Annotated in this window: 21 protein-coding genes and 2 pseudogenes; 9 read left to right on the top strand and 14 right to left on the bottom strand. The window is 65.6% G+C overall.

Annotated features, from left to right (window positions below):
* Positions 1–66: 66 nt before the first annotated feature.
* The 3 genes from P0Y43_RS21960 to exbB are packed head-to-tail and all read right to left on the bottom strand — an operon-like array spanning position 67 to position 2,189.
* Positions 67–801: an energy transducer TonB gene (locus P0Y43_RS21960; protein WP_275639372.1), complete on the bottom strand. Its 735-nt coding sequence runs from the start codon at positions 799–801 to the stop codon at positions 67–69.
* Positions 798–1,226, bottom strand: a complete 429-nt coding sequence (exbD, locus tag P0Y43_RS21955; RefSeq protein WP_275639371.1) for a TonB system transport protein ExbD — start codon at positions 1,224–1,226, stop codon at positions 798–800. The genes P0Y43_RS21960 and exbD overlap by 4 nt, the downstream gene beginning before the upstream one ends.
* 3 nt (positions 1,227–1,229) lie before the next feature.
* Positions 1,230–2,189, bottom strand: coding sequence for a tonB-system energizer ExbB (gene exbB / locus P0Y43_RS21950; protein ID WP_275639370.1), 960 nt, complete (start codon positions 2,187–2,189; stop codon positions 1,230–1,232).
* A 193-nt stretch (positions 2,190–2,382) separates the two neighbouring features.
* On the opposite strand from exbB, the gene P0Y43_RS21945 reads away from it, so the two are divergent.
* From P0Y43_RS21945 to P0Y43_RS21935, 3 genes and pseudogenes are all read left to right on the top strand, one after another.
* Positions 2,383–3,240 carry an SDR family oxidoreductase gene (locus tag P0Y43_RS21945; protein ID WP_275639369.1) on the top strand — a complete coding sequence of 286 codons (858 nt, stop codon included), beginning with the start codon at positions 2,383–2,385 and terminating at the stop codon, positions 3,238–3,240.
* 364 nt (positions 3,241–3,604) lie between these two features.
* The gene (locus P0Y43_RS21940; protein ID WP_275639368.1) at positions 3,605–3,853 is read left to right on the top strand and encodes a hypothetical protein; all 249 of its coding nucleotides are present in this window, start codon (positions 3,605–3,607) and stop codon (positions 3,851–3,853) included.
* A 16-nt stretch (positions 3,854–3,869) separates the two neighbouring features.
* Positions 3,870–4,141, top strand: a pseudogene (locus P0Y43_RS21935) (DUF3077 domain-containing protein).
* Positions 4,142–4,245: 104 nt separating this feature from the next.
* Here the strand turns inward: P0Y43_RS21935 and P0Y43_RS21930 are convergent.
* The 5 genes from P0Y43_RS21930 to P0Y43_RS21910 all read right to left on the bottom strand — a co-directional run bounded on the left by P0Y43_RS21930 (position 4,246) and on the right by P0Y43_RS21910 (position 8,905).
* Positions 4,246–4,977: a hypothetical protein gene (locus P0Y43_RS21930; protein ID WP_275639367.1), complete on the bottom strand. Its 732-nt coding sequence runs from the start codon at positions 4,975–4,977 to the stop codon at positions 4,246–4,248.
* 56 nt (positions 4,978–5,033) lie between these two features.
* Positions 5,034–5,414, bottom strand: a complete 381-nt coding sequence (locus P0Y43_RS21925; RefSeq protein ID WP_275639366.1) for a RidA family protein — start codon at positions 5,412–5,414, stop codon at positions 5,034–5,036.
* Between the two features lie 23 nt (positions 5,415–5,437).
* Positions 5,438–7,546: a bifunctional GTP diphosphokinase/guanosine-3',5'-bis pyrophosphate 3'-pyrophosphohydrolase gene (gene spoT / locus P0Y43_RS21920; RefSeq protein WP_275639365.1), complete on the bottom strand. Its 2,109-nt coding sequence runs from the start codon at positions 7,544–7,546 to the stop codon at positions 5,438–5,440.
* A gap of 59 nt (positions 7,547–7,605) precedes the next feature.
* On the bottom strand, positions 7,606–7,869 hold the full coding sequence (rpoZ, locus tag P0Y43_RS21915) for a DNA-directed RNA polymerase subunit omega (protein ID WP_008091595.1): 264 nt from the start codon (positions 7,867–7,869) through the stop codon (positions 7,606–7,608).
* Between the two features lie 160 nt (positions 7,870–8,029).
* Entirely contained in the window at positions 8,030–8,905 is an 876-nt protein-coding gene (locus P0Y43_RS21910; protein ID WP_275639364.1) for a LysR family transcriptional regulator, read from the bottom strand.
* 206 nt (positions 8,906–9,111) lie between these two features.
* Here P0Y43_RS21910 and P0Y43_RS21905 point away from each other — a divergent pair, with 206 nt between their 5' ends.
* The 3 genes from P0Y43_RS21905 (at position 9,112) to P0Y43_RS21895 (ending at position 12,933) form a co-directional block, all read left to right on the top strand.
* Complete coding sequence (locus P0Y43_RS21905) at positions 9,112–10,494, top strand: glutamine synthetase family protein (protein ID WP_275639363.1); 1,383 nt, start codon at positions 9,112–9,114, stop codon at positions 10,492–10,494.
* A gap of 4 nt (positions 10,495–10,498) precedes the next feature.
* On the top strand, positions 10,499–11,272 hold the full coding sequence (locus tag P0Y43_RS21900; protein WP_275639362.1) for a gamma-glutamyl-gamma-aminobutyrate hydrolase family protein: 774 nt from the start codon (positions 10,499–10,501) through the stop codon (positions 11,270–11,272).
* Positions 11,273–11,388: 116 nt separating this feature from the next.
* The gene (locus tag P0Y43_RS21895; RefSeq protein WP_275639361.1) at positions 11,389–12,933 is read left to right on the top strand and encodes an APC family permease; all 1,545 of its coding nucleotides are present in this window, start codon (positions 11,389–11,391) and stop codon (positions 12,931–12,933) included.
* Positions 12,934–13,060: 127 nt separating this feature from the next.
* On the opposite strand, the gene gmk is transcribed toward P0Y43_RS21895, so the two are convergent.
* Positions 13,061–13,681 (bottom strand): guanylate kinase, encoded by a 621-nt coding sequence (gene gmk / locus P0Y43_RS21890; protein ID WP_275639360.1) that lies wholly within the window; start codon positions 13,679–13,681, stop codon positions 13,061–13,063.
* Between the two features lie 13 nt (positions 13,682–13,694).
* The gene (locus P0Y43_RS21885; protein ID WP_275639359.1) at positions 13,695–14,558 is read right to left on the bottom strand and encodes a YicC/YloC family endoribonuclease; all 864 of its coding nucleotides are present in this window, start codon (positions 14,556–14,558) and stop codon (positions 13,695–13,697) included.
* 225 nt (positions 14,559–14,783) lie between these two features.
* On the opposite strand from P0Y43_RS21885, the gene rph reads away from it, so the two are divergent.
* Positions 14,784–15,506 carry a ribonuclease PH gene (rph, locus tag P0Y43_RS21880; protein ID WP_275639358.1) on the top strand — a complete coding sequence of 241 codons (723 nt, stop codon included), beginning with the start codon at positions 14,784–14,786 and terminating at the stop codon, positions 15,504–15,506.
* Positions 15,507–15,530: 24 nt separating this feature from the next.
* On the top strand, positions 15,531–15,899 hold the full coding sequence (locus P0Y43_RS21875) for a DUF4870 domain-containing protein (protein WP_275639357.1): 369 nt from the start codon (positions 15,531–15,533) through the stop codon (positions 15,897–15,899).
* A gap of 109 nt (positions 15,900–16,008) precedes the next feature.
* Here the strand turns inward: P0Y43_RS21875 and P0Y43_RS21870 are convergent, their stop codons facing one another.
* Positions 16,009–16,788 carry an exodeoxyribonuclease III gene (locus P0Y43_RS21870; RefSeq protein ID WP_275639356.1) on the bottom strand — a complete coding sequence of 260 codons (780 nt, stop codon included), beginning with the start codon at positions 16,786–16,788 and terminating at the stop codon, positions 16,009–16,011.
* 80 nt (positions 16,789–16,868) lie between these two features.
* Here P0Y43_RS21870 and pyrE point away from each other — a divergent pair, with 80 nt between their 5' ends.
* Positions 16,869–17,510: an orotate phosphoribosyltransferase gene (pyrE, locus tag P0Y43_RS21865; RefSeq protein ID WP_275639355.1), complete on the top strand. Its 642-nt coding sequence runs from the start codon at positions 16,869–16,871 to the stop codon at positions 17,508–17,510.
* A gap of 99 nt (positions 17,511–17,609) precedes the next feature.
* On the opposite strand, the gene argB is transcribed toward pyrE, so the two are convergent.
* From argB to dut, 3 genes and pseudogenes are all read right to left on the bottom strand, one after another.
* Positions 17,610–18,515, bottom strand: a complete 906-nt coding sequence (gene argB / locus P0Y43_RS21860; RefSeq protein WP_275639354.1) for an acetylglutamate kinase — start codon at positions 18,513–18,515, stop codon at positions 17,610–17,612.
* A 30-nt stretch (positions 18,516–18,545) separates the two neighbouring features.
* Positions 18,546–19,919, bottom strand: a pseudogene (locus P0Y43_RS21855) (phosphomannomutase/phosphoglucomutase); the annotation flags it as partial.
* A gap of 129 nt (positions 19,920–20,048) precedes the next feature.
* Positions 20,049–20,504: a dUTP diphosphatase gene (gene dut / locus P0Y43_RS21850; protein WP_275639353.1), complete on the bottom strand. Its 456-nt coding sequence runs from the start codon at positions 20,502–20,504 to the stop codon at positions 20,049–20,051.

Below are 20,504 nucleotides of genomic sequence, written 5' to 3'. Positions count from 1 at the left end.
AGCATAGCGGGTGCAATCGATAGACGCACGTTATCAGACTTGCGGTTTTGTGACAGAAGCAAAGTATCAGCGTTTGTCCAGCGAGTAGACGAAGGGCGCCACTACCTCGATCGTGCCGTTGTTCAGCAATTCCGCCGGCGGCTTGGGCACTGTCCCGGCGCGGCGGATCATCTCCAGCGTGGCGCGGTCGAGCGCGGCGCTGCCGGAACCGCCGGCCAGGGCGTACGACACCACCTTGCCTTCGGCGTCGACCACGAAGCGCAGCCGGTTGATGCCTTGCAGGCCGCGGCGGCGCGCGTCGTCCGGGTACTTCTTGTACTTCGCCAGGTGGCGCAGCAGGTCGCTCTGCCAGCTCGGCAGGGCGTTGCTGTTGGACGCGATGCTCGGCGCCGGTGCCGCCGACTTCTGCGGTGGCGTGTTGCTGGGCGGCGTGTCCGCGACCTGTTCCTTGGCCGGTGGCTCGTCCTTCGGCGGCTCAGGCTTCTTCTCGGGCTTGGGCGGCTGGGGCTTGGGCTGCGGCTTGGGCGGCTTGGCGATGGCGATCTTCGGCTTGGGTGCCTCCACCAGCTTGGGCAGCGGCGGTTCTTCGACCGGCGCCGGTGGCTGTGGAGCGGCTTTGGGCGGTGGCGGCGGCGCCGGCTCGGGCAGCGGCGCCAGCTCGACCATCATCGCCGCGGGGGGCAGCTCGATGGCTTGCGGCACCGACCAATTGAGCGTCAGCAGCACGGCGATGACGTGCAGCGCCAGCACGATCGCCAGGCTGCCGCCGTAGCGCGCCAGGTTGGAGCGCGTCTTGGTCATTTCTTGGCTGCCGTCTCGAGCCCGACCAGGCCGACCTTGAGGTAGCCCGCCGCGCGCATGGTGTTCATCACTTCCATCAGGTCGCCGTAGTCAACACCCTTGTCGGCCTGGAAGAAGATGGTGGTTTCCTTGTCGCCCTTGGTCTTGGCGTCGAGCATCGCGCCAAGCTGCTCGGGCTGGGCCACCGCGTCGTCGCCGACGTACAGTTTCTTGTCGGCCTTGACGCTGACGAACACCGGCTTCTCGGGCCTCGGCGCCGGCTTGGCGGTGGAGGCGGGCAGGTCGACCTTGATGTCGACCGTCGCCAGCGGCGCGGCCACCATGAAGATGATCAGCAGTACCAGCATCACGTCGATGAACGGCGTGACGTTGATTTCGTGGTTCTCGGCGAGGTCGTCGCCACCTTCGTTGAGATGCAGGCCCATGGCTTACCCCACTTTCACCATGTGCGGGGCGGCGCGCTCGCCAGCCTGGTGGTCGAGGTCGCGGCTGACCAGCAGCAGCACCTGCGCCGAGGCGTCGGAGACCTGGGCCTTGTAGCCGGCGATGGAACGGGCGAAGACGTTGTAGATGACCACGGCAGGGATCGCCGCGACCAGGCCCAGGGCGGTGGCCAGCAGGGCTTCGGCGATGCCCGGGGCGACCACGGCGAGGTTGGTGGTCTGGGTCTTGGCGATGCCGATGAAGCTGTTCATGATGCCCCACACGGTGCCGAACAGGCCGACGAACGGCGCGGTGGAACCGATGGTCGCGAGCACGCCGGTGCCGCTGCTCATGTTGCGGCCGCTGGCGGCGACCAGGCGCTCCAGGCGGAAGCTCACGCGTTCCTTGATGCCTTCTTTCTCGCGGGCATTGGCCGACAGGCGCATCTCCTCGAGGGCATCATGCACCAGGGTATGGGCCAGGGTGCCTTCCTTGTTCGCCACGTCGCTGGCGTCTTTCAGGCTGGCCGACTTCTTCAGCACGGCGATCTCGCCACGCAGGCGGCGCTTGGCGCCCATCAGCTCGAAGCCTTTGGCGATCCAGATGGTCCAGGTGATGATCGAGGCGATGGCCAGGCCGATCATCACGGCCTTCACCACGACGTCGGCGTTCTTGTACATGCCCCAGGGGGACAGGTCGTGGGCCATGCCCAGCGAGGTGTCTTCGACCAGCGCTTCGACGTTGTCGCCTGCCGGCGCCTGGGCGTCGACGGGGGTGGCCTCAACCGGTGCCTGCTCGCCGCCTGCCGCTGCCGGCGCGCTGGCCGCCGCGGGTGCGGTTGCAGCGTTGGCGGTGGGCTCTTCGGCCATGGCGACCGGGGCCAGCACCAGGCTGAACAGCAGCGCGGCGATGGCGCGCCAGGCGCGCGACGTGGTTGGCGAAGCGGAAGGTTGAGTACGAGTCATGCTGGCCGGACCTGATGAAGAAAAAGAAGTCGCGTTCTCCATGGCCTCTCGAGATGGGCCGAGAACTGATTGGGCGCCATTATTGCAAGTAATTCTTGTTAACAAAAGTAATAGAGTAGCCTTTTTTTGTCTTCGCCTAGCCGTTGATCGTGTAATCCGGATAGCCTGAGCCTTTCATCCCTGGAGTTTTGTGATGTCAGACCTATCCGCGATGATCGTAGGGTGTGGCGATGTGGGCGGCCGTCTAGCCCGCCAGTTGCTCGCTCGCGGCTGGCGCGTCGACGGCCTGCGGCGCTCGATAGCGCAGCTGCCCGACGGCGTTCGCCCGGTGGCTGCCGATTTGTCTGAGCCCCGCGTTCCAGCGGCTTGGCCGACCCAGGCGCCCGACTACCTGGTGTATTGCGTGGCCGCCAGCCAGCATGACGAGGCGGGTTACCAGGCCGCTTATGTCGAGGGCCTGCGCCATGTGTTGGGCTGGTTGGAAAGCGCTGGCCAGCGTCCGCGTCGCCTGCTGTTCGTTTCCAGCAGCAGCGTCTATGCGCAGCAGAACGGCGAGTGGGTCGACGAAACCGCTGCCACGGAGCCAGAGGGTTATTCGGGGCGGGTCATGCTCGAGGCGGAGCGCTTGGCCCTGGGCAGTGGCATTCCGGCGAGCGTGGTGCGCCTGACCGGCATCTACGGGCCGGGGCGCGAGTGGCTGCTCAGCCAGGTGCGCCAGGGTTATCGGGTGGCGCAAGAGCCGCCGCTGTATGGCAACCGCATCCATGCCGAGGATGCCGCCGGGTTGCTGGCGTTCCTGTTGCAGGCGGATAGGGACGGCGTGGCGCTGGAGGACTACTACATCGGTGTCGACGACGACCCGGCGCCATTGGCTGACGTGGTGGCGTGGTTGCGTCAGTACATGGGCGTTACCGAGTGGTCGGATGAGCAGCGGGTGCGGCGCACTGGCAGCAAGCGTTGCAGCAATGCGCGGGCGCGGGCGTTGGGGTGGGCGCCGGCGTATGCCAGCTACAAAGAGGGGTATGCGGCGATTCTGCAAGGGCGGGGGTGAGGCCATCGCGGGCTTGCCCCGCGATAGGGCCCTAAAAACCAACATCTACGAAATGTCCTACGGTGGCCTAGGTCGGGTCCTACTACCTGCCCTAGCCTTGTCGAAATACCCTACAAAACATGTCGGCTCCCGTCTGATTGCCCTGGAAAACCTAGCTCTCTAGGCTCACCTGGTCGCTGAAAGGTTCAGTGATCGGGTGTGGAAACCCAGTGGTTCGCATGGTTGTTGTCGTCATGACGGCTGTACGCGGGAGGTCCCAGGACCTGCCGGGTTCACCATGCACCGGTCTTTCCACCCCGTGTACAGCTGTCACCCTAATGTGTGGAAACGAACGGGTGGCATCCCCACACTGCATGGTGCCTAGATGAAAAAAATCGTCCCCGACCCACCCCGTCTCCAACTGATCAACACCCTCTACGCCACCCCTCACCCCGACCTCATCCCACCCGACGCACTCGCCGTCGCCAACGACCTGCTGCTGGGCATCTCCGAAGTCATCGATGAATACTGCCGCGCCAATGCCGGCCTGCCAGGCCTGAACCGGCTCTCCAACGCCGGTCGCTCGGCCGATACCGCCCACGCGCTGATCGAGCATGCGCTGGCGCGTATGTAACCGAAGGAGTGATGGAATGAGCGATGAGACGAAACCCGGCGTGACCGTTGGCGTCGAGACCTTCTGCGAGGCCGGTGAAGCGCCGATGCATTTGTTCCGGGTCATGCCCGGCGTGCCGTTCGACGATGCCTACGAGCAGGTGTCAGTGCTGCTGGGGTACATCAAGCACCTGGTGCGTGAAGGGATATGGGGGATGACCATAAACTGCTGGGTGCGGCGGATTACCTGAGCGCGTTCGCCAAGGCGATCATGGATGACATCGAGGTTGCCCGAAATCGGCTGCATTGATGGGTTCTGTGGTGTCAGGGCGGGCCCTATCGCGGGGTAAGCCCGCTCCTATAAAGGAGCGCGCGTTAACCCTGTCGCGATAGGGCCGTTACAGCCCGAGCACATCAATCCCGCTCAAGCAACCACTGGCGCGCACCTGGCGCCAACTGCGGCATCTCGTCCTGCTGGGCGGTGTTCACCGCCTGGAAGATCTCCAGCTTGTCGTCATCGCGCTTGAAGATCCACGGCGCACCGCGCTGGTTGCGCTCCAGCCACAGGCTGTCGTTACCCGCCCCCATGGTCGCGCAGTCGCCGGCCAGGCACAGCGCGTACCGATCAGGCCCAGGCAGCCCGGTGACGGTGCCGTTGTCGCTGAAGCGCACCACGGCGCCCTGGCCCTGGCCTTCGACGATCTTCCAGTCGCCGCCCAGGTAGGCTTTGTACAGGGCCTTCTCGAAGCTGCTGCCGAGCGGGGCGTCAGCAGGGGCTGGCGGGTTGCTGCGCACAAAGGTCTGTTTTCCGCCAGAGGCATCGGCGGAGTGCAGTTCCTTCCCATCAAGGCTCAGGCGTTCGGTCTGGCCGCCTTCGAAATTGACCTGCCATTGCTGGTCCGCCGCGGCCAGTTGGCCTTCGGCGGCCTCGAAGCCGTTGCTGTAGGTGGCCTTCTGGTTGGCCACGTCGATTTGCCATTCCAGCACGTGCCCATGCTCGGCCAGGGCTTGGCGCAGGCTGGTGCCTTTGACGGCGGCATCGATGGCCTCCTGGTTGACCCAGGTGCCGTTGAAATCTTCAGGTTTGTGGCTGGCGCAACCGCCCAATAGCAGTGCGGCCAGCGCGAGGGGCAGGGCATGACGCATGGTGGGGAAACCTTGGGCAGGGCAGGTGGCGGGCGTGGTGCCCGCCACCCGGGGTGTCACTCGAGGACCAGGATGGCGTCCATCTCGACCTGCGAACCCTTTGGCAGGGCGGCAACGCCAATGGCGGCGCGGGCAGGGTAGGGCTGTTCGAAGTAGCGGCCCATGACCTCGTTGACCTTGGCGAAATGGCTCAGGTCGGTGAGGAAGATGTTCAGTTTGACGATGTCCTTGAACGAGCCGCCAGCGGCCTCGGCCACCGACTTGAGGTTCTCGAAGACCTGCACGGTCTGGGCCTCGAAGCCTTCAACCAGTTCCATGGTCTTTGGGTCCAGCGGGATCTGCCCGGACATGTACACGGTGTTGCCGGCCTTGATCGCCTGGGAGTAGGTGCCGATGGCGGCGGGGGCCTTGTCGCTGTTGATGACGGTCTTGGTCATGGTGACTCCTTGCGGTTGACGGACTACGCACGCATGCGGGTGATGCGGACCACGCCGGTCAAGGTGCGCAGCTTCTTGATCACGCGGGCCAGGTGCACGCGGTCGTGCACGCTGACCACCAGTTGGACCACGCTGACGCGACCGTCGCGCTCGTCCATGCTGATCTTCTCGATGTTGCCGTCGGCGGCGTTGACGCTGCTGGCCAGCAGCGCGATCAGGCCGCGCTGGTGCTCCAGCTCGACGCGCAGTTCGACGTTGAACTCGCCCGTGACGTCCTTGGCCCAGGAGAGTTGCAGGCACTTCTCCGGGTTGTGGCGGATTTCACTGATGTTGCGGCAGTCTTCCAGGTGCACGACCATGCCCTTGCCCGCCGACAGGTGGCCGACGATCGGGTCGCCGGGGATCGGCGTGCAGCACTTGGCGTAGCTGAGCACCAGCCCTTCGGTGCCACGGATCGCCAGCGGGCCTTCCGGCGCCGGCAGTTGCTCGCCCTCGGCGGACAGCAGGCGGCGCGCGACCACGTAGGCCATGCGGTTGCCCAGGCCGATGTCTTCGAGCAGGTCTTCGACCAGCTCCAGGCGGTATTCGCTGAGGATCGCCAGGATGCGCTCCTGCGGGATCTTCTCCAGGCTGCTGTCGAAGCCGGTCAGCACCTTGTTCAGCAGGCGCTCGCCGAGGCTGATCGACTCGGAGCGGCGCTGCTGCTTGAGGGCGTGGCGGATGTGCGTGCGCGCCTTGCCGGTGACCACGAAGTTCAGCCAGGCCGGGTTCGGGCGGGCGCCCGGGGCGCTGACGATCTCCACCGTCGAGCCGCTTTGCAGCGGCTCGGACAGCGGCGCCAGGCGGCGGTTGATGCGGCAGGCGATGCAGCTGTTGCCGACGTCGGTGTGCACCGCGTAGGCGAAGTCGACGGCGGTGGAGCCTTTGGGCAGCTCCATGATCCGGCCCTTGGGCGTGAACACGTAGACCTCGTCCGGGAACAGGTCGATCTTCACGCTCTCGATGAATTCCAGCGAGTTGCCGGCGCGCTGCTGCAGCTCGAGGATGCCCTTGACCCACTGGCGGGCGCGGGCGTGGCTGCCCTTGGGCTGCTCGTCCTCGTTGGACTTGTACAGCCAGTGCGCGGCGATGCCGTTGTTGGCCATCTCTTCCATCTCGCGGGTGCGGATCTGGATCTCGATGGGCACGCCGTGCATGCCGAACAGCGTGGTGTGCAACGACTGGTAGCCGTTGGCCTTGGGGATCGCGATGTAGTCCTTGAAGCGCCCCGGCAGCGGCTTGTACAGGTTGTGCACGGCGCCGAGCACGCGGTAGCAGGTGTCGACCTTGTCGACGATGATGCGGAAGGCGTACACGTCCATGATCTCGTTGAAGGCGCGGCGCTTGCCGCGCATCTTCTTGTAGATGCCATAGAGGTGCTTCTGCCGGCCGCTGACCTCGCCCTCGATGCCGTCGGCGGCCAGGCAGTTGGCCAGCGACTGCTCGATCTTGGCGACGATTTCCTTGCGGTTGCCACGCGCGCTCTTGACCGCCCGGTGGATGAGCGAGGAGCGCATCGGGTGCATGGCCTTGAAGCCGAGGTCCTCGAACTCCACGCGCACGGTGTGCATGCCCAGGCGATTGGCGATGGGGGCGTAGATCTCGAGGGTTTCCTTGGCGATGCGCCGGCGCTTCTCGCCGGACAGCACTTCCAGGGTGCGCATGTTGTGCAGGCGGTCGGCCAGCTTGACCAGGATCACGCGGATGTCGCGGGCCATGGCCATGGCCATCTTCTGGAAGTTCTCGGCCTGCGCCTCGGCCTTGGTCTCGAAGTTCATCTGGGTCAGCTTGCTGACCCCGTCGACCAGCTCGGCGACGGTTTCGCCGAACTGCTGGCTCAAGGCTTCCTTGGCGATGCCGGTGTCTTCGATCACGTCGTGCAGCATGGCGGCCATCAGGCTCTGATGGTCCATGTGCATGTCGGCGAGGATGCTGGCGACCGCCAGCGGGTGGGTCACGTAGGCCTCGCCGCTGCGGCGGCGCTGCCCGTCGTGGGCCTGTTCGGCATAGAAGTAGGCGCGGCGGACCAGGTTGACCTGTTCCGCGCCCAAGTAGGTCGACAGCCGTTCGGCGAGGGTATCTATGCTCGGCATGGGGTTACCTCCTGCCGAGGATCAGGGCCTTGTGCCGCGCGACGTCGACCGGGCATGAATCAGACAGCCTCGTTGTTTTCGTCCTCAAACGCGGCGAACACCGGATCCTCGGTGACGATCTCTTCAGCGGCGATGAACTCGGGGGTGACGATGCCTTCGGCGATTTCGCGCAGGGCGACGACGGTGGGCTTGTCGTTTTCCCATGCCACGCGCGGTTCCTTGCCGCCGGTGGCCAGCTGGCGGGCGCGCTTGGTCGAGAGCATGACCAGCTCAAAGCGGTTATCCACGTGTTCCAGGCAGTCTTCAACAGTTACGCGGGCCATGGTCTTCCTCAGTAGCAAATGCGGTGGGCGTGCAGCCCAGAATGGGCAGGCGGACTCGATAGTTTAAAAAATCACCAGCCAATAGGGAAGGACTGTTTTGTCGGGGCCGATGGCTGACGATAACGGTTCCCAGCGCCCGCTTACAACAGGCCGGCGTATGTCAACGCGACATCGCCTCACGCAAACGCGGCGTCAGCTCCTCGAACAGCGTCTGCACCGAGCGCAGCGCCCGGCAATCCGGCCGGGTCAGCAGCCACAGCTGGGTGTCGCAGCCCGGCAGCGCACCGCTCAGGGCGTCGACCCCAGGCAGGTCGTGGACCATGTAGTCGGGCAGCGCGGCCACGCCCAAGCCGGTGCTCACCAACTCGGCGATGGTCGACATGCCGCTGCACTGGTAGCGCGGCATCAGCCCCGGATGCTGCTGGTTGCGCCAGACCACCGTGGGGTGGTCCTGCATCGAGTCGTCGGGGGCGATCCACGGCACGCTGCCCGGCGCCTCGGCCAGCCGCGCGGCGAACTCCGGGCGCCCGCAGACCACGTAGGAGGTCGAGCCCAGGCAACGGCCCACCAGGTGCTCGGGCGGAGTGTTGGTCAGGCGCAGGGCGATGTCGGCATCGCGGCGGCTGAGGTTGGCGAAGGTGTTGGAGGTGCCCATCTCCAGCGACAGCGCCGGGTAATTCGGCATGAAGTCGGCGAGCGCCGGCAGCAGCAGGCTGTGCAGCACCGCCTCGGTGCAGGTCAGGCGCACGGTGCCGCTGACCACCTGCTCGCCGCTGGTCAGGGCGATGCGTGCGGCGTCCAGCGCCTGCTCGGCGCGCTCGGCCTGTTCGGCCAACGCCTGGGCGGTATCGGTCGGCAGGTAGCCTTTGCGGCTCTTGACGAACAGCGCGGTGCCCAGCGCCGACTCCAGCCGGCGGATCGAGCGGAACACCGTGGAAACATCGACCTTCAGCAGCTCGGCCGCCTTGGCCAGCGAGCGGCCGCGCTCCAGGGCGAGGACCAGGGAGAGGTCGGCGTGAGTGATCTGATATTGCATGAGTGCACGCTCTGCTTGCCGAATTGCCAATGTCTGTTGCGTCGAAGCCCACTTTATAGTGGAACGGCCCCCGGGAATCAATGCGCCCGACCGGGCCAAGCCCCACGATGGGACAGTGAAAAGAACAACAGCAGCAACCATCGCCGCCCTCCGAGGCGTCAGCCGCAGCCCCCCATCGCCGCCCCCGAATCAAAGGATGTACAGCCATGACGTCGGTCTCCCCGTGCGCCAGCTCCTCCCGCGAGATGAACGAGTTCCTGGAAGCCCACCCGGATACCCAGTTCGTCGACCTCCTGATTTCCGACATGAACGGTGTGGTGCGCGGCAAGCGCATCGAGCGGGCCAGCCTGCACAAGGTCTATGAGAAAGGCATCAACCTGCCGGCCTCGTTGTTCGCCCTGGACATCAACGGCTCGACCGTCGAAAGCACCGGCCTTGGCCTGGACATCGGCGATGCCGACCGCGTCTGCCGGCCGATTCCCGGCACCCTGTGCGACGAACCGTGGCAGAAGCGCCCGACCGCGCAGTTGCTGATGACCATGCACGAGATGGATGGCGCGCCGTTCTTCGCCGACCCGCGCGAAGTGCTGCGCCAGGTGGTGGCCAAGTTCGACGCCCTGGGCCTGGATATCTGCGCGGCGTTCGAGCTGGAGTTCTACCTGATCGACCAGGACAACCTCAACGGTCGGCCGCAGCCGCCGCGTTCGCCGATTTCCGGCAAGCGCCCGCAGTCGACCCAGGTGTACCTGATCGACGACCTCGACGAATACGCCGACTGCCTGCAGGACATGCTCGAAGCGGCCAAGGAGCAGGGCATCCCGGCCGACGCCATCGTCAAGGAAAGCGCCCCGGCACAGTTCGAGGTCAACCTGCACCACGTTGCCGACCCGCTGAAGGCCTGCGACTACGCGATCCTGCTCAAGCGCCTGATCAAGAACATCGCCTACGACCATGAGATGGACTCCACCTTCATGGCCAAGCCCTACCCGGGCCAGGCGGGCAACGGCCTGCACGTGCACATCTCGCTGCTGGACAAGGCCACCGGCAAGAACATCTTCGCCCACGATGACCCGCTGCAGAGCGAGACCCTGCGCCACGCCATCGGCGGTGTGCTGGAAACCATGCCCGCGTCGATGGCGTTCCTCTGCCCGAACATCAACTCCTACCGTCGTTTCGGCGCGCAGTTCTACGTGCCGAACGCGCCGAGCTGGGGCCTGGACAACCGCACCGTGGCCCTGCGCGTGCCCACCGACAACAGCGACAACGTGCGCATCGAGCACCGCGTGGCGGGCGCCGACGCCAACCCCTACCTGATGCTGGCGGCGATCCTCGCCGGCATCCACCATGGCCTGACCAACAAGGTCGAGCCGGGCGAGCCGATCGAAGGCAACTCCTACGAGCAACTGGAGCAGAGCCTGCCGAACAACCTGCGCGACGCCCTGCGCGCGCTGGACGACAGCGAAGTGCTCAACCAGTACATCAGCCCGGACTACATCGACATCTTCGTCGCCTGCAAGGAAAGCGAACTGGCCGAGTTCGAAGTCTCGATCTCCGACCTCGAGTACAACTGGTACCTGCACACGGTGTAAGCCCATGAGCGCAAACGCGGTTCCGTTGATCGGTGTGAGCGCCTGCCGCCAGCAGGTGGGCAGGCACTCGTCGCACACGGTGGGCGACAAGTACGTCGAGGCCGCCGGGTTCGCCGGGGTGCCGTTGATCCTGCCGGCGCGCGACGTGGCCAGTGACCCCCAGGCGTTGCTGGGGGCCCTGGACGGCATTCTTTTCACCGGCTCGCCTTCAAATGTCGAGCCGCATCATTACAATGGCGCCCCCAGCGCGCCTGGCACTCGCCACGACCCCGCACGTGACCGCCTGACCCTGCCGTTGCTGCAGGCGGCGATCGCGGCCGGGGTGCCGGTGCTGTGCATCTGCCGTGGCTTCCAGGAGTTGAACGTGGCCTTGGGCGGCACGCTGCACCCGCGTGTGCAGGACCTGCCCGGCTACCTGGACCACCGAGAACCTGAGGATGCGCCCGTCGAGGTGCAGTACGGCCCTCGTCACCCCGTCGGCGTCGAGCCGGGCGGGGTGTTCGAGCGCCTGGGCCTGGCTGCGTCGTTCGAGGTCAACTCGTTGCACAGCCAGGGCATCGAGCGCCTGGCCCCCGGGCTGCGCGTCGAGGCACGGGCCCCGGATGGCTTGATCGAGGCGGTGTCGATGCCCGGTGCGCCGGGCTTCGTGCTCGGCGTGCAATGGCACCCTGAATGGCGTTTCGCTGAAAACCCGGTCTCCGTGCGCCTTTTCCAGGCGTTCCGCGAGGCCTGCATTGCCCATGCTGCACGGGAGGGTTCACGCCAGACGGCACGCTGACGTTACCCGAAGGTCTTGGATGACTCGCCCCCCGCAGCAAGCTTTCAATGAGTGAAAGCGGGCCTTCCCCGGAAGGCCCTGTGAAAACAATACCAATAGCAACGGCACGATTACTCATGAGCGAATACACAGAAGCCGGCCGCCCACCCGATGTGGCGGCCGACTCGGGCAACACCCAAGCGGCCAGCAAAGGCCTGGCCAAAGGCCGCCTTGGCCTGCTGGCCAGCGTGGTGCTGGGCATCTCCACCATCGCCCCGGTCTACACCCTGACCGGCGCCCTCGGCCCGACCGTGCGCGAGGTCGGCGCCCACTTGCCGGCGGTGTTCATCGTTGGCTTCCTGCCGATGCTGCTGGTCGCCCTGGGCTACCGCGAGCTGAACTCGGCCGAACCGGACAGCGGCACCTCGTTCACCTGGTCGGCGCGTGCCTTCGGGCCGATGATCGGCTGGATCGGCGGCTGGGGGCTGGTGGTCGCCACCACCATCGTGCTGTCGAACCTGGCCGGCGTGGCGGTCGACTTCTTCTACCTGTTCCTCGGGCAGATCACGGGCAACCATGGCTTGGCGGCATTGGCCGACAACCTGTTGATCAACATCGCCACCTGCTGCGTGTTCATTGCCTTGGCGGTGTGGATCTGTTGTCGCGGCATGAGCACCACGATGACCGTGCAGTACGGCCTGGTGGCCTTGCAACTGCTGGTGCTGGTCGGCTTTGGCTTCGCCGCGTTCGGCGAGACCACCGCGCCACCGCCGTTGGCATTCGATTTCGCCTGGTTCAACCCGTTTGGCGTCGAGTCGTTCTCGGCGTTCGCCGCGGGCCTGTCGTTGTCGATCTTCATCTTCTGGGGTTGGGACGTGTGCTTGACCGTGAGCGAGGAGTCGATCGGCAGTGACGAAGTGCCGGGCAAGGCGGCCACCTGGACGGTGCTGCTGATTCTCGGCCTGTACTTGTTCACCGCCATCGCCACCCTGCAGTTCGCCGGGATCAGCGACATCGGCCTGGGCCTGGGCAACCCGCGCATCCAGGAGAACGTCTTCGCCCACCTGGCCGGGCCGGTGATGGGGCCGCTGGCGATCCTGATGTCGATTGCCGTGCTGGCCAGTACTGCGGCGTCGTTGCAGTCGACCTTCGTGTCGCCGGCACGCACCCTGCTCGCCATGGGTTACTACGGCGCCGTGCCGCAGCGCTTCGCCAGTGTCTGCCCGCGTTCGCAAACCCCGCGCTACGCGACCATCTGCGCGGGCGTTGCCGCCGGCCTGTTCTACGTGACCATGCGGACCCTGAGCGAGAACGTGCTGGCCGACACCATCACCGCGCTGGGGATGATGATCTGCTTCTACTACTCGCTGACCGCGTTCGCCTGCGTGTGGTACTTCCGTGACAGCCTGTTCGACAGCCTGCGCCACTTCTTCATGCGCGGCCTGTGCCCGCTGGTGGGTGGGGTGATCCTGTCGGTGATCTTCGTGCGCACGGCGATCGACAGCGCCTCGCCGGACTTCGGCAGTGGCTCGCACGTGGGTGGGGTGGGGCTGGTGTTCGTGATCGCGGCGATCATCTCGGTGCTGGGTGTGGTGCTGATGATGCTGTCGCGCCTGCGGGCGCCGGCGTATTTCCTGGGGGCGACGCTGCGTCAGCAGGCGACCTTGCCGTTGCAGGAATAGGGCGCAAGGGGGCTGCTGCGCAGCCCAATCGCGGGGCGAGCCCGCTTCTACAAGCTCACCGCCGTGTTCGATAACGGCGGTGAGCTTGTAGAAGCGGGCTTGCCCCGCGAGGGTTTCAGCGCGTGGTTCAGCCGACCAACTGCTTCAACAGCGCGCCATGGCGCTGCTGCTGGGTCTTGAGCAGCAGGCGGTTGGCGCGGAACACCGACTTCAGGTCTTCCAGCGCCGTGGCGAAGTCGTCGTTGATGATGACGTAGTCGTACTCGTCGTAATGCGCCATCTCGCTGACCGCTTCCTTCATGCGCCCGGCGATGATCTCGTCGCTGTCCTGCCCACGGTTGTCCAGGCGATGGCGCAGGGCCTCCTGGCTCGGCGGCAGGATGAAGATCGACAGCGCCTCGGGCATCAGCTCGCGCACTTGCTGGGCGCCTTGCCAGTCGATTTCCAGGATCAGGTCGATGCCCTGGTCGAGGGTTTGCTGCAAGGCGCTGCGCGAGGTGCCGTAGAAGTTGCCGAACACTTCGGCGTGCTCGAGGAAGTCGCCCTTGGCGATCAGTGCCTTGAACGCCTCGTGGACCACGAAGTGATAGTTCACCCCGTGGACCTCGCCCGGGCGCATGGCGCGGGTGGTGTGGGACACCGACACGCGAACCTGCTGGTCGTCCCGGGTCAGCGCCGTGACCAGGCTGGTCTTGCCGGCGCCGGAGGGGGCGGAAACGATATAGAGGGTGCCGCTGCTGTGATTCATGGTGGGGGTGGCCTTACTCGATGTTCTGTACTTGTTCACGCATCTGTTCGATCAACACCTTGAGGTTGACCGCCGCCTGCGTGCTGCGTGGGTCGAAGGCCTTGGAGCCCAGGGTGTTGGCTTCGCGGTTGAGCTCCTGCATCAGGAAGTCCAGCCGGCGGCCGGCGGCGCCGCCGGACTTGAGCACCCGGCGCACCTCGGTGACGTGGGTGCTGAGGCGGTCGAGCTCCTCGGCCACGTCGCTCTTCTGCGCCAGCAGCACCATCTCCTGCTCCAGGCGCTGAGGGTCGAGCTCGGCTTGCAGGTCGCTGAAGCGGTCGACGATGCGCTGGCGCTGCGCGGCGAGCATCTGCGGCACCAGGGCGCGCAGGGTGGTGACTTCGTGGGCCATGGCGTCCAGGCGCTCGTTGATCAGCCGGGCCAGCTCCTGGCCTTCGCGCAGGCGGCCGGCCTTGAGCTCGGCCAGCGCCTCGTCGAACAGCGCGACGGCTTCGGCGTTGAGCGCCTGCGGGTCGGCGGCATCGGCCACCAGCACGCCGGGCCAGGCCAGCACCTCCAGCGGGTTGAGCGGCGCCGGCTGCTTGATCAGGCTGGCCACGGTCTCGGCGGCGGCGACCAGCTGCGCGGCGCGCTCGCGGTCGACCTGCAGCGGCTTGCCGGTGCTGTCGTCGGACAGCCGCAGGGTGCATTCGACCTTGCCGCGCGACAGGCCCTGGCGCAACCCTTCGCGCACCGCGCCTTCGAGGTCGCGCAGGGCTTCGGGCAGGCGCAGGTGGGGTTCCAGGTAACGGTGGTTGACCGAGCGCAGTTCCCAGGTCAGGGTGCCTTGGCTGCCTGCGCGCTCGACGCGAGCAAAAGCGGTCATGCTGTGCACCATGGGGAGTACCTCGCGGGTTCGGGGAGACGGGGGAAGCCTTTCGGCTGCAAGGCGCAGGATTGTAGCGCAGTGCGGCCCTGGCGCCCAATCAGGCCATCTTACAGAGCCTGTCGCGCGCGGTGGGAAAAGGCGACAGGGCGCCGGGGCGCGACGACAGGCGTGTCTTCCCCGGGCGGGCGGCTCTATAATGCTCGCCAGATTCAAGTCCCGGTACAGGTATCCCAGATGAAACGTCCAAGTGGTCGCGCCGCCGATCAGCTCCGCTCGATCCGCCTCACCCGCAACTACACCAAGCACGCCGAGGGATCGGTACTGGTCGAGTTCGGCGACACCAAGGTCGTCTGCACGGTCAGCGTCGAGAATGGTGTCCCCCGCTTCCTCAAGGGCCAAGGCCAGGGGTGGCTGACCGCCGAGTACGGCATGCTGCCGCGCTCCACCGGCGAGCGTAACCAGCGTGAAGCCAGCCGTGGCAAGCAGGGCGGTCGTACCTTGGAAATCCAGCGCCTGATCGGCCGCTCGCTGCGCGCCGCGCTGGACATGAGCAAGCTGGGCGACATCACCCTGTACGTCGACTGCGACGTGATCCAGGCCGACGGCGGCACCCGCACCGCGTCGATCACTGGCGCCATGGTCGCCCTGGTCGACGCCCTGCGGGTGATCAAGAAGCGCGGCGGCCTGAAGGCCGGCGACCCGCTCAAGCACATGATCGCCGCCGTGTCGGTGGGCATGTACCAGGGCGAGGCGGTGCTCGACCTCGACTACCTGGAAGACTCCGCCGCCGAGACCGACCTGAACGTGGTCATGACCAGCGCCGGTGGTTTCATCGAAGTGCAGGGCACCGCCGAAGGCGCGCCGTTCCAGCCTGAAGACTTCAACGCCATGCTGGCGCTGGCGCAGAAGGGCATGAACGAGATCTTCGACCTGCAGAAGGCCGCCCTCGCCGACTGACCGACCGCCACGGAGGCGAACGACATGAGCGATCCGAACCTGCCATTGGAAGTGCCCAGCGCCGAAGCCCGGCAATGGGCGATGTTCTGCCACTTCAGCGCGTTGCTAGGGCTGGTGGTGCCGCTGGGCCATCTGCTCGGGCCAGTGGTGATGTGGGTATGGAAGCGTGAGGTCGACCCGTTCGTCGATGCCCACGGCAAGGAGGCGTTGAACTTCCAGATCAACGTCACCCTCGCCGGGTTCGTGTGCTTCCTGCTGATGGTCCTGGTGATCGGGTTCGTACTGCTGGCCGTTCTTGCGGTGGCGGTGCTGATCCTGATCATCCTGGCGGGGGTGCGGGCCAATGAAGGCAAGGCGTATCGCTACCCGTGGATCTGGCGGCCGATCAAGTAGCCTTTCGCTGGTCTCATAGCAGAACGAGCCCGCGCCTACCGGTACAGCGTCGTACCGGTAGGCGCGGGCTCGTTCTGCGAGAGGGCTGCAAGCGACCCCAGGGTCAGGCTTAGATGGTCAGCGTCCAGTCGTAGTCCACGATCAGCGGCGCGTGCCGCGAGAAGCGTGGCTGGCGTGGCAGGCGCGCATTGCGCACGAAGCGGCGCAGGCCCTGGGTGAGGATCTGGTAGTCGAAGCGGTAGCCGAGGTTGAGCATCTCGGCCTGCTCGTTGTCCGGCCACCAGCTGTATTGGTCGCCTTCACGGCTGACTTCACGCAGGGCATCCACATAGCCCATCTCGCCGATGATCGCATCCATCCACGCGCGCTCTGGCGGCAGGAAGCCGGGCGACTGCTGGCTGTCGCGCCAGTTCTTGATGTCGAGCTTCTGCTGGGCGACGTAGAGCGAACCGCAATAGATGTATTCACGGCGCTTGCGGCGCTGTTTGTCCAGGTACTTGGCGAAGTCGTCCATCAACTTGAACTTCTGGTTCAAGTCTTCATCGCCGTTCATGCCCGAAGGCAGCAGCAAGGTGGCGATACTGACCTTGTCGAAGTCGGCCTGCAGGTAACGTCCGTAGCGGTCGGCTGTCTCGAAGCCCAGGCCGGTGATGACTGCCTTGGGCTGCATCCGCGAGTACAGCGCCACACCCCCTTGGGCGGGCACCTCCGCGTCGCAGGCGTAAAGGAAATAGCCATCGAGCTGGAAAGCTGGGTCGTCGAGTTCAAAGGCCGAGGCGCGGGTATCCTGAAGGCAGATGACGTCGGCATTCTGGGCTTGCAACCAGCTGAGCAATCCACGCTCGGCCGCAGCCTGAATGCCATTTACGTTCACACTGATGATCCGCATAAATGGCCCCAAAAATCTCGTGCGTGTATGATACCCGAGCTCAACTCATTTAGCTAAATCCGTGGTGTCCGGGACTTTCCATGCAGCCGTATCAGCGCGACTTCATTCGTTTTGCCATCGATCGTGGGGTTCTGCGCTTCGGTGAGTTCACCCTGAAATCGGGGCGTACCAGCCCGTACTTCTTCAACGCCGGCCTGTTCAACAGCGGCTCGGCGCTGGCCCAGCTGGGGCGTTGCTACGCCGCCGCCATCGTCGACAGCAAGATCCCCTTCGACGTGCTGTTCGGTCCGGCCTACAAGGGCATCCCGCTGGCCTCGGCGACCGCCGTGGCGCTGGCCGAGCAGCACCAGCTCGACGTGCCATGGTGCTTCAACCGCAAGGAAGCCAAGGACCACGGTGAGGGCGGCAGCCTGGTCGGCGCGCCGCTGGCCGGTGACGTGCTGATCATCGACGACGTGATCACCGCCGGTACCGCCATCCGCGAAGTCATGCAGATCATCCATGCCCAGCAGGCCAAGGCCGCGGGCGTGCTGATCGCGCTGAACCGCGAGGAGCGCGGCAATGGCGAGCTGTCGGCGATCCAGGAAGTGGAGCGCGATTTCGGCATTCCGGTGGTCAGCATCGTTTCGCTGACCCAGGTGCTGGAGTTCCTCGCCGATGACCCGCAGCTCAAGCAGCATCTGCCGGCCGTGGAAGCGTATCGGGCGCAGTACGGGATCTGAGAGGTCCCGGGAATGAAAAAGGCGACCTCGTGAGGTCGCCTTTTTTGTGGGTGTCGGTTCTGGCCCTATCGCGGGGCGATAGGGCCGGAACGGACGCGCTCAGTGGCGCTTGCGATTGGTGATCAGGGTGCCCACGCCGCTGTCGGTGAAGATCTCCAGCAGCACCGCGTTAGGCACGCGCCCATCGATGATGTGCGAGCTGTTCACACCACCCTGCACCGCCTCCAGCGCGCACTTGATCTTCGGCAGCATGCCGCCGTAGATGGTGCCGTCGGCGATCAGCTCGTTGACCTGCTCGGTGGTCAGCCCGGTCAGCACCTGGCCCTGCTTGTCCATCAGGCCGGCGATGTTGGTCAGCAGCATCAGCTTCTCGGCCTTCAGCGCCTCGGCCACCTTGCCGGCCACCAGGTCGGCGTTGATGTTGTACGACTCACCGTTGGCGCCCACGCCGATCGGCGCGATCACCGGGATGAAATCGCCCTTGACCAGCATGTTCAACAGCTCGGTGTTGACCCCCACGACCTCGCCCACGTGGCCGATGTCGATGATTTCCGGGGTGGTCATCTCCGGGGTCTGGCGGGTGACGGTGAGCTTCTTGGCGCGGATCAGCTCCGCGTCCTTGCCGGTCAGGCCAATGGCGCTGCCGCCGTGGCGGTTGATCAGGTTGACGATGTCCTTGTTCACCTGGCCGCCCAGGACCATCTCCACCACGTCCATGGTCGCCGCGTCGGTGACGCGCATGCCGTCGATGAAGTGGCTTTCGATCGACAGGCGCTTGAGCAGGTCACCGATCTGCGGGCCACCGCCGTGGACTACCACCGGGTTGATGCCCACCGCCTTCATCAGCACGATGTCACGGGCGAAGCCGGTCTTGAGCTCTTCGCTCTCCATCGCGTTGCCGCCGTACTTGATCACCAGGGTCTTGCCGACAAAGCGTCGGATATAGGGCAGGGCTTCGGACAAAACCTCGGCTACATGGGAAGCGGCATCGCGATCGAGGGTCATGCAGGGCTCCAGTATGGAACAGATAGTCGGTCAGAACGGCAGTTGCAGGCCGGGGTCGACCCGCAGCAACTGCGTGCGGAATACAGCCTTGATACGTTGCAGTTCTGCGTCGCTGTCGGCCTCGAAGCGCAGCACCAGCACCGGCGTGGTGTTGGAGGCGCGAACCAGGCCCCAGCCGTGGGGGTAGTCGACCCGCACACCGTCGATGGTGGTCAGGTTGGCCTCGCCCCAGTCGGCGTCGCGTTGCAGTGCATCAATGATGCTGAATTTACTCTCGTCGGTCACATCGATGTTGATTTCCGGCGTGGAAATATCGTTCGGGAACGCGGCGAACAGGCTTTCGGCGTCCTGGTCGGTGTTGCTGAGGATTTCCAGCAGGCGCGCGGCGCTGTAGATGCCGTCGTCGAAACCGTACCAGCGCTCCTTGATGAAGATGTGCCCGCTCATCTCGCCGGCCAGCAGCGAGCCGGTCAGTTTCATCTTCTTCTTGATCAACGAATGACCGGTCTTCCACATCAGGGCGCGGCCACCGTGCTGTTCGATCAGCGGGGTCAGGCGGCGGGTGCACTTGACGTCGAAGATGATCTCGGCGCCTGGGTTGCGCGACAGCACGTCCTGGGCGAACAGCATCAGCAGGCGGTCGGGGTAGACGATGCTGCCGGTGTTGGTCACCACGCCCACGCGGTCGCCGTCGCCGTCGAAGGCCAGGCCGAGGTCGGCGCCGGTTTCCTTGACCTTGGCGATCAAGTCCTCGAGGTTCTCGGGTTTGCCCGGGTCCGGGTGGTGGTTGGGGAAGTTGCCGTCGACCTCGCAGAACAGCGGGATCACCTCGCAATTCAGCGCTTCGATCAATTGCGGGGCGATGACGCCCGCGGCGCCGTTGCCGCAGTCGACCACCACCTTCAGGCGCTTGGCCAGCTTGACGTCGCGGGTGATCTGCTGGAAGTAGCGCTCGAGGATCTCGACTTTCGCGACGCGCCCGTCGCCTTGGGCGAGTTCGTTGGTCTTCAGGCGGGTCAGCAGGGCCTGGATCTGTTCGTTGGCCAAGGTGTCGCCATCGATGACGATCTTGAAGCCGTTGTAGTCCGGTGGGTTATGGCTGCCGGTCAGCATCACGCCGGATTTGCCAGGCAGCACGTTGGCGGCGTAATACAGCGCGGGCGTCGGCACCAGGCCAACGTCGCTGACCAGGCAGCCAGCGTCGACGAGGCCCTTGATCAGCTGTTCGACCAGCATCGGGCCAGATAGCCGGCCGTCGCGGCCAACGGCGATCTGGGGCTCACCCTGGGCGAGGGTCTGGGCGCCGATGGCGCGACCGACCCAATAGGCGGTCTCGCCGGTCAGGGTCTTGCCGACCACGCCACGGATGTCATAGGCGCGGAAGATGCTGTCCGGCAGTGCGGGGACCAGGTGGGCCATGTCGTTCATCTCTGGGGACTCCAAGTAGTCAAAGGCTTCCGGGGGAGGCGCAAACTGAACGGTTGGACGGCCGTTTCGCCAGAGAGTTCGCCATCCATGGCCCCGACGGTCAGCTCAGCGGGTGCCGGAGTGGCCGAAGCCGCCGCTGCCGCGCTGGGTTTCGTCGAACGCCTCGACGATGTCGAAGTGCGCCTGCACCACCGGCACCAGCACCAGTTGGGCGATGCGTTCGCCGACGGTGATGGTGAACGGGGTGGTGCCGCGGTTCCAGCAGGAGACCATCAACTCGCCCTGGTAGTCCGAGTCGATCAGCCCGACCAGGTTGCCGAGCACGATGCCGTGCTTATGGCCCAGGCCCGAGCGCGGCAGGATCAGCGCCGCCAGGCCCGGGTCGCCGATGTAGATCGACAGGCCGGTGGGGATCAGCAGGGTCTGGCCCGGCTCGAGGACGGTGTCTTCCTTGAGCAGGGCGCGTAGGTCCAGGCCGGCGGAGCCGGGGGTGGCGTACTGCGGCAGGGGGAATTCGTTGCCCAGGCGGGGGTCGAGGATCTTGGCTTGAAGAGCGTGCAT

The sequence above is a fragment of the Pseudomonas entomophila genome (assembly GCF_029193575.1).
In the GTDB taxonomy this organism is placed as follows: Bacteria; Pseudomonadota; Gammaproteobacteria; order Pseudomonadales; family Pseudomonadaceae; genus Aquipseudomonas; species Aquipseudomonas entomophila_G.
Note: the sequence above shows the minus strand (reverse complement) of the source record. Positions and strands in the feature narration are given on the sequence as shown.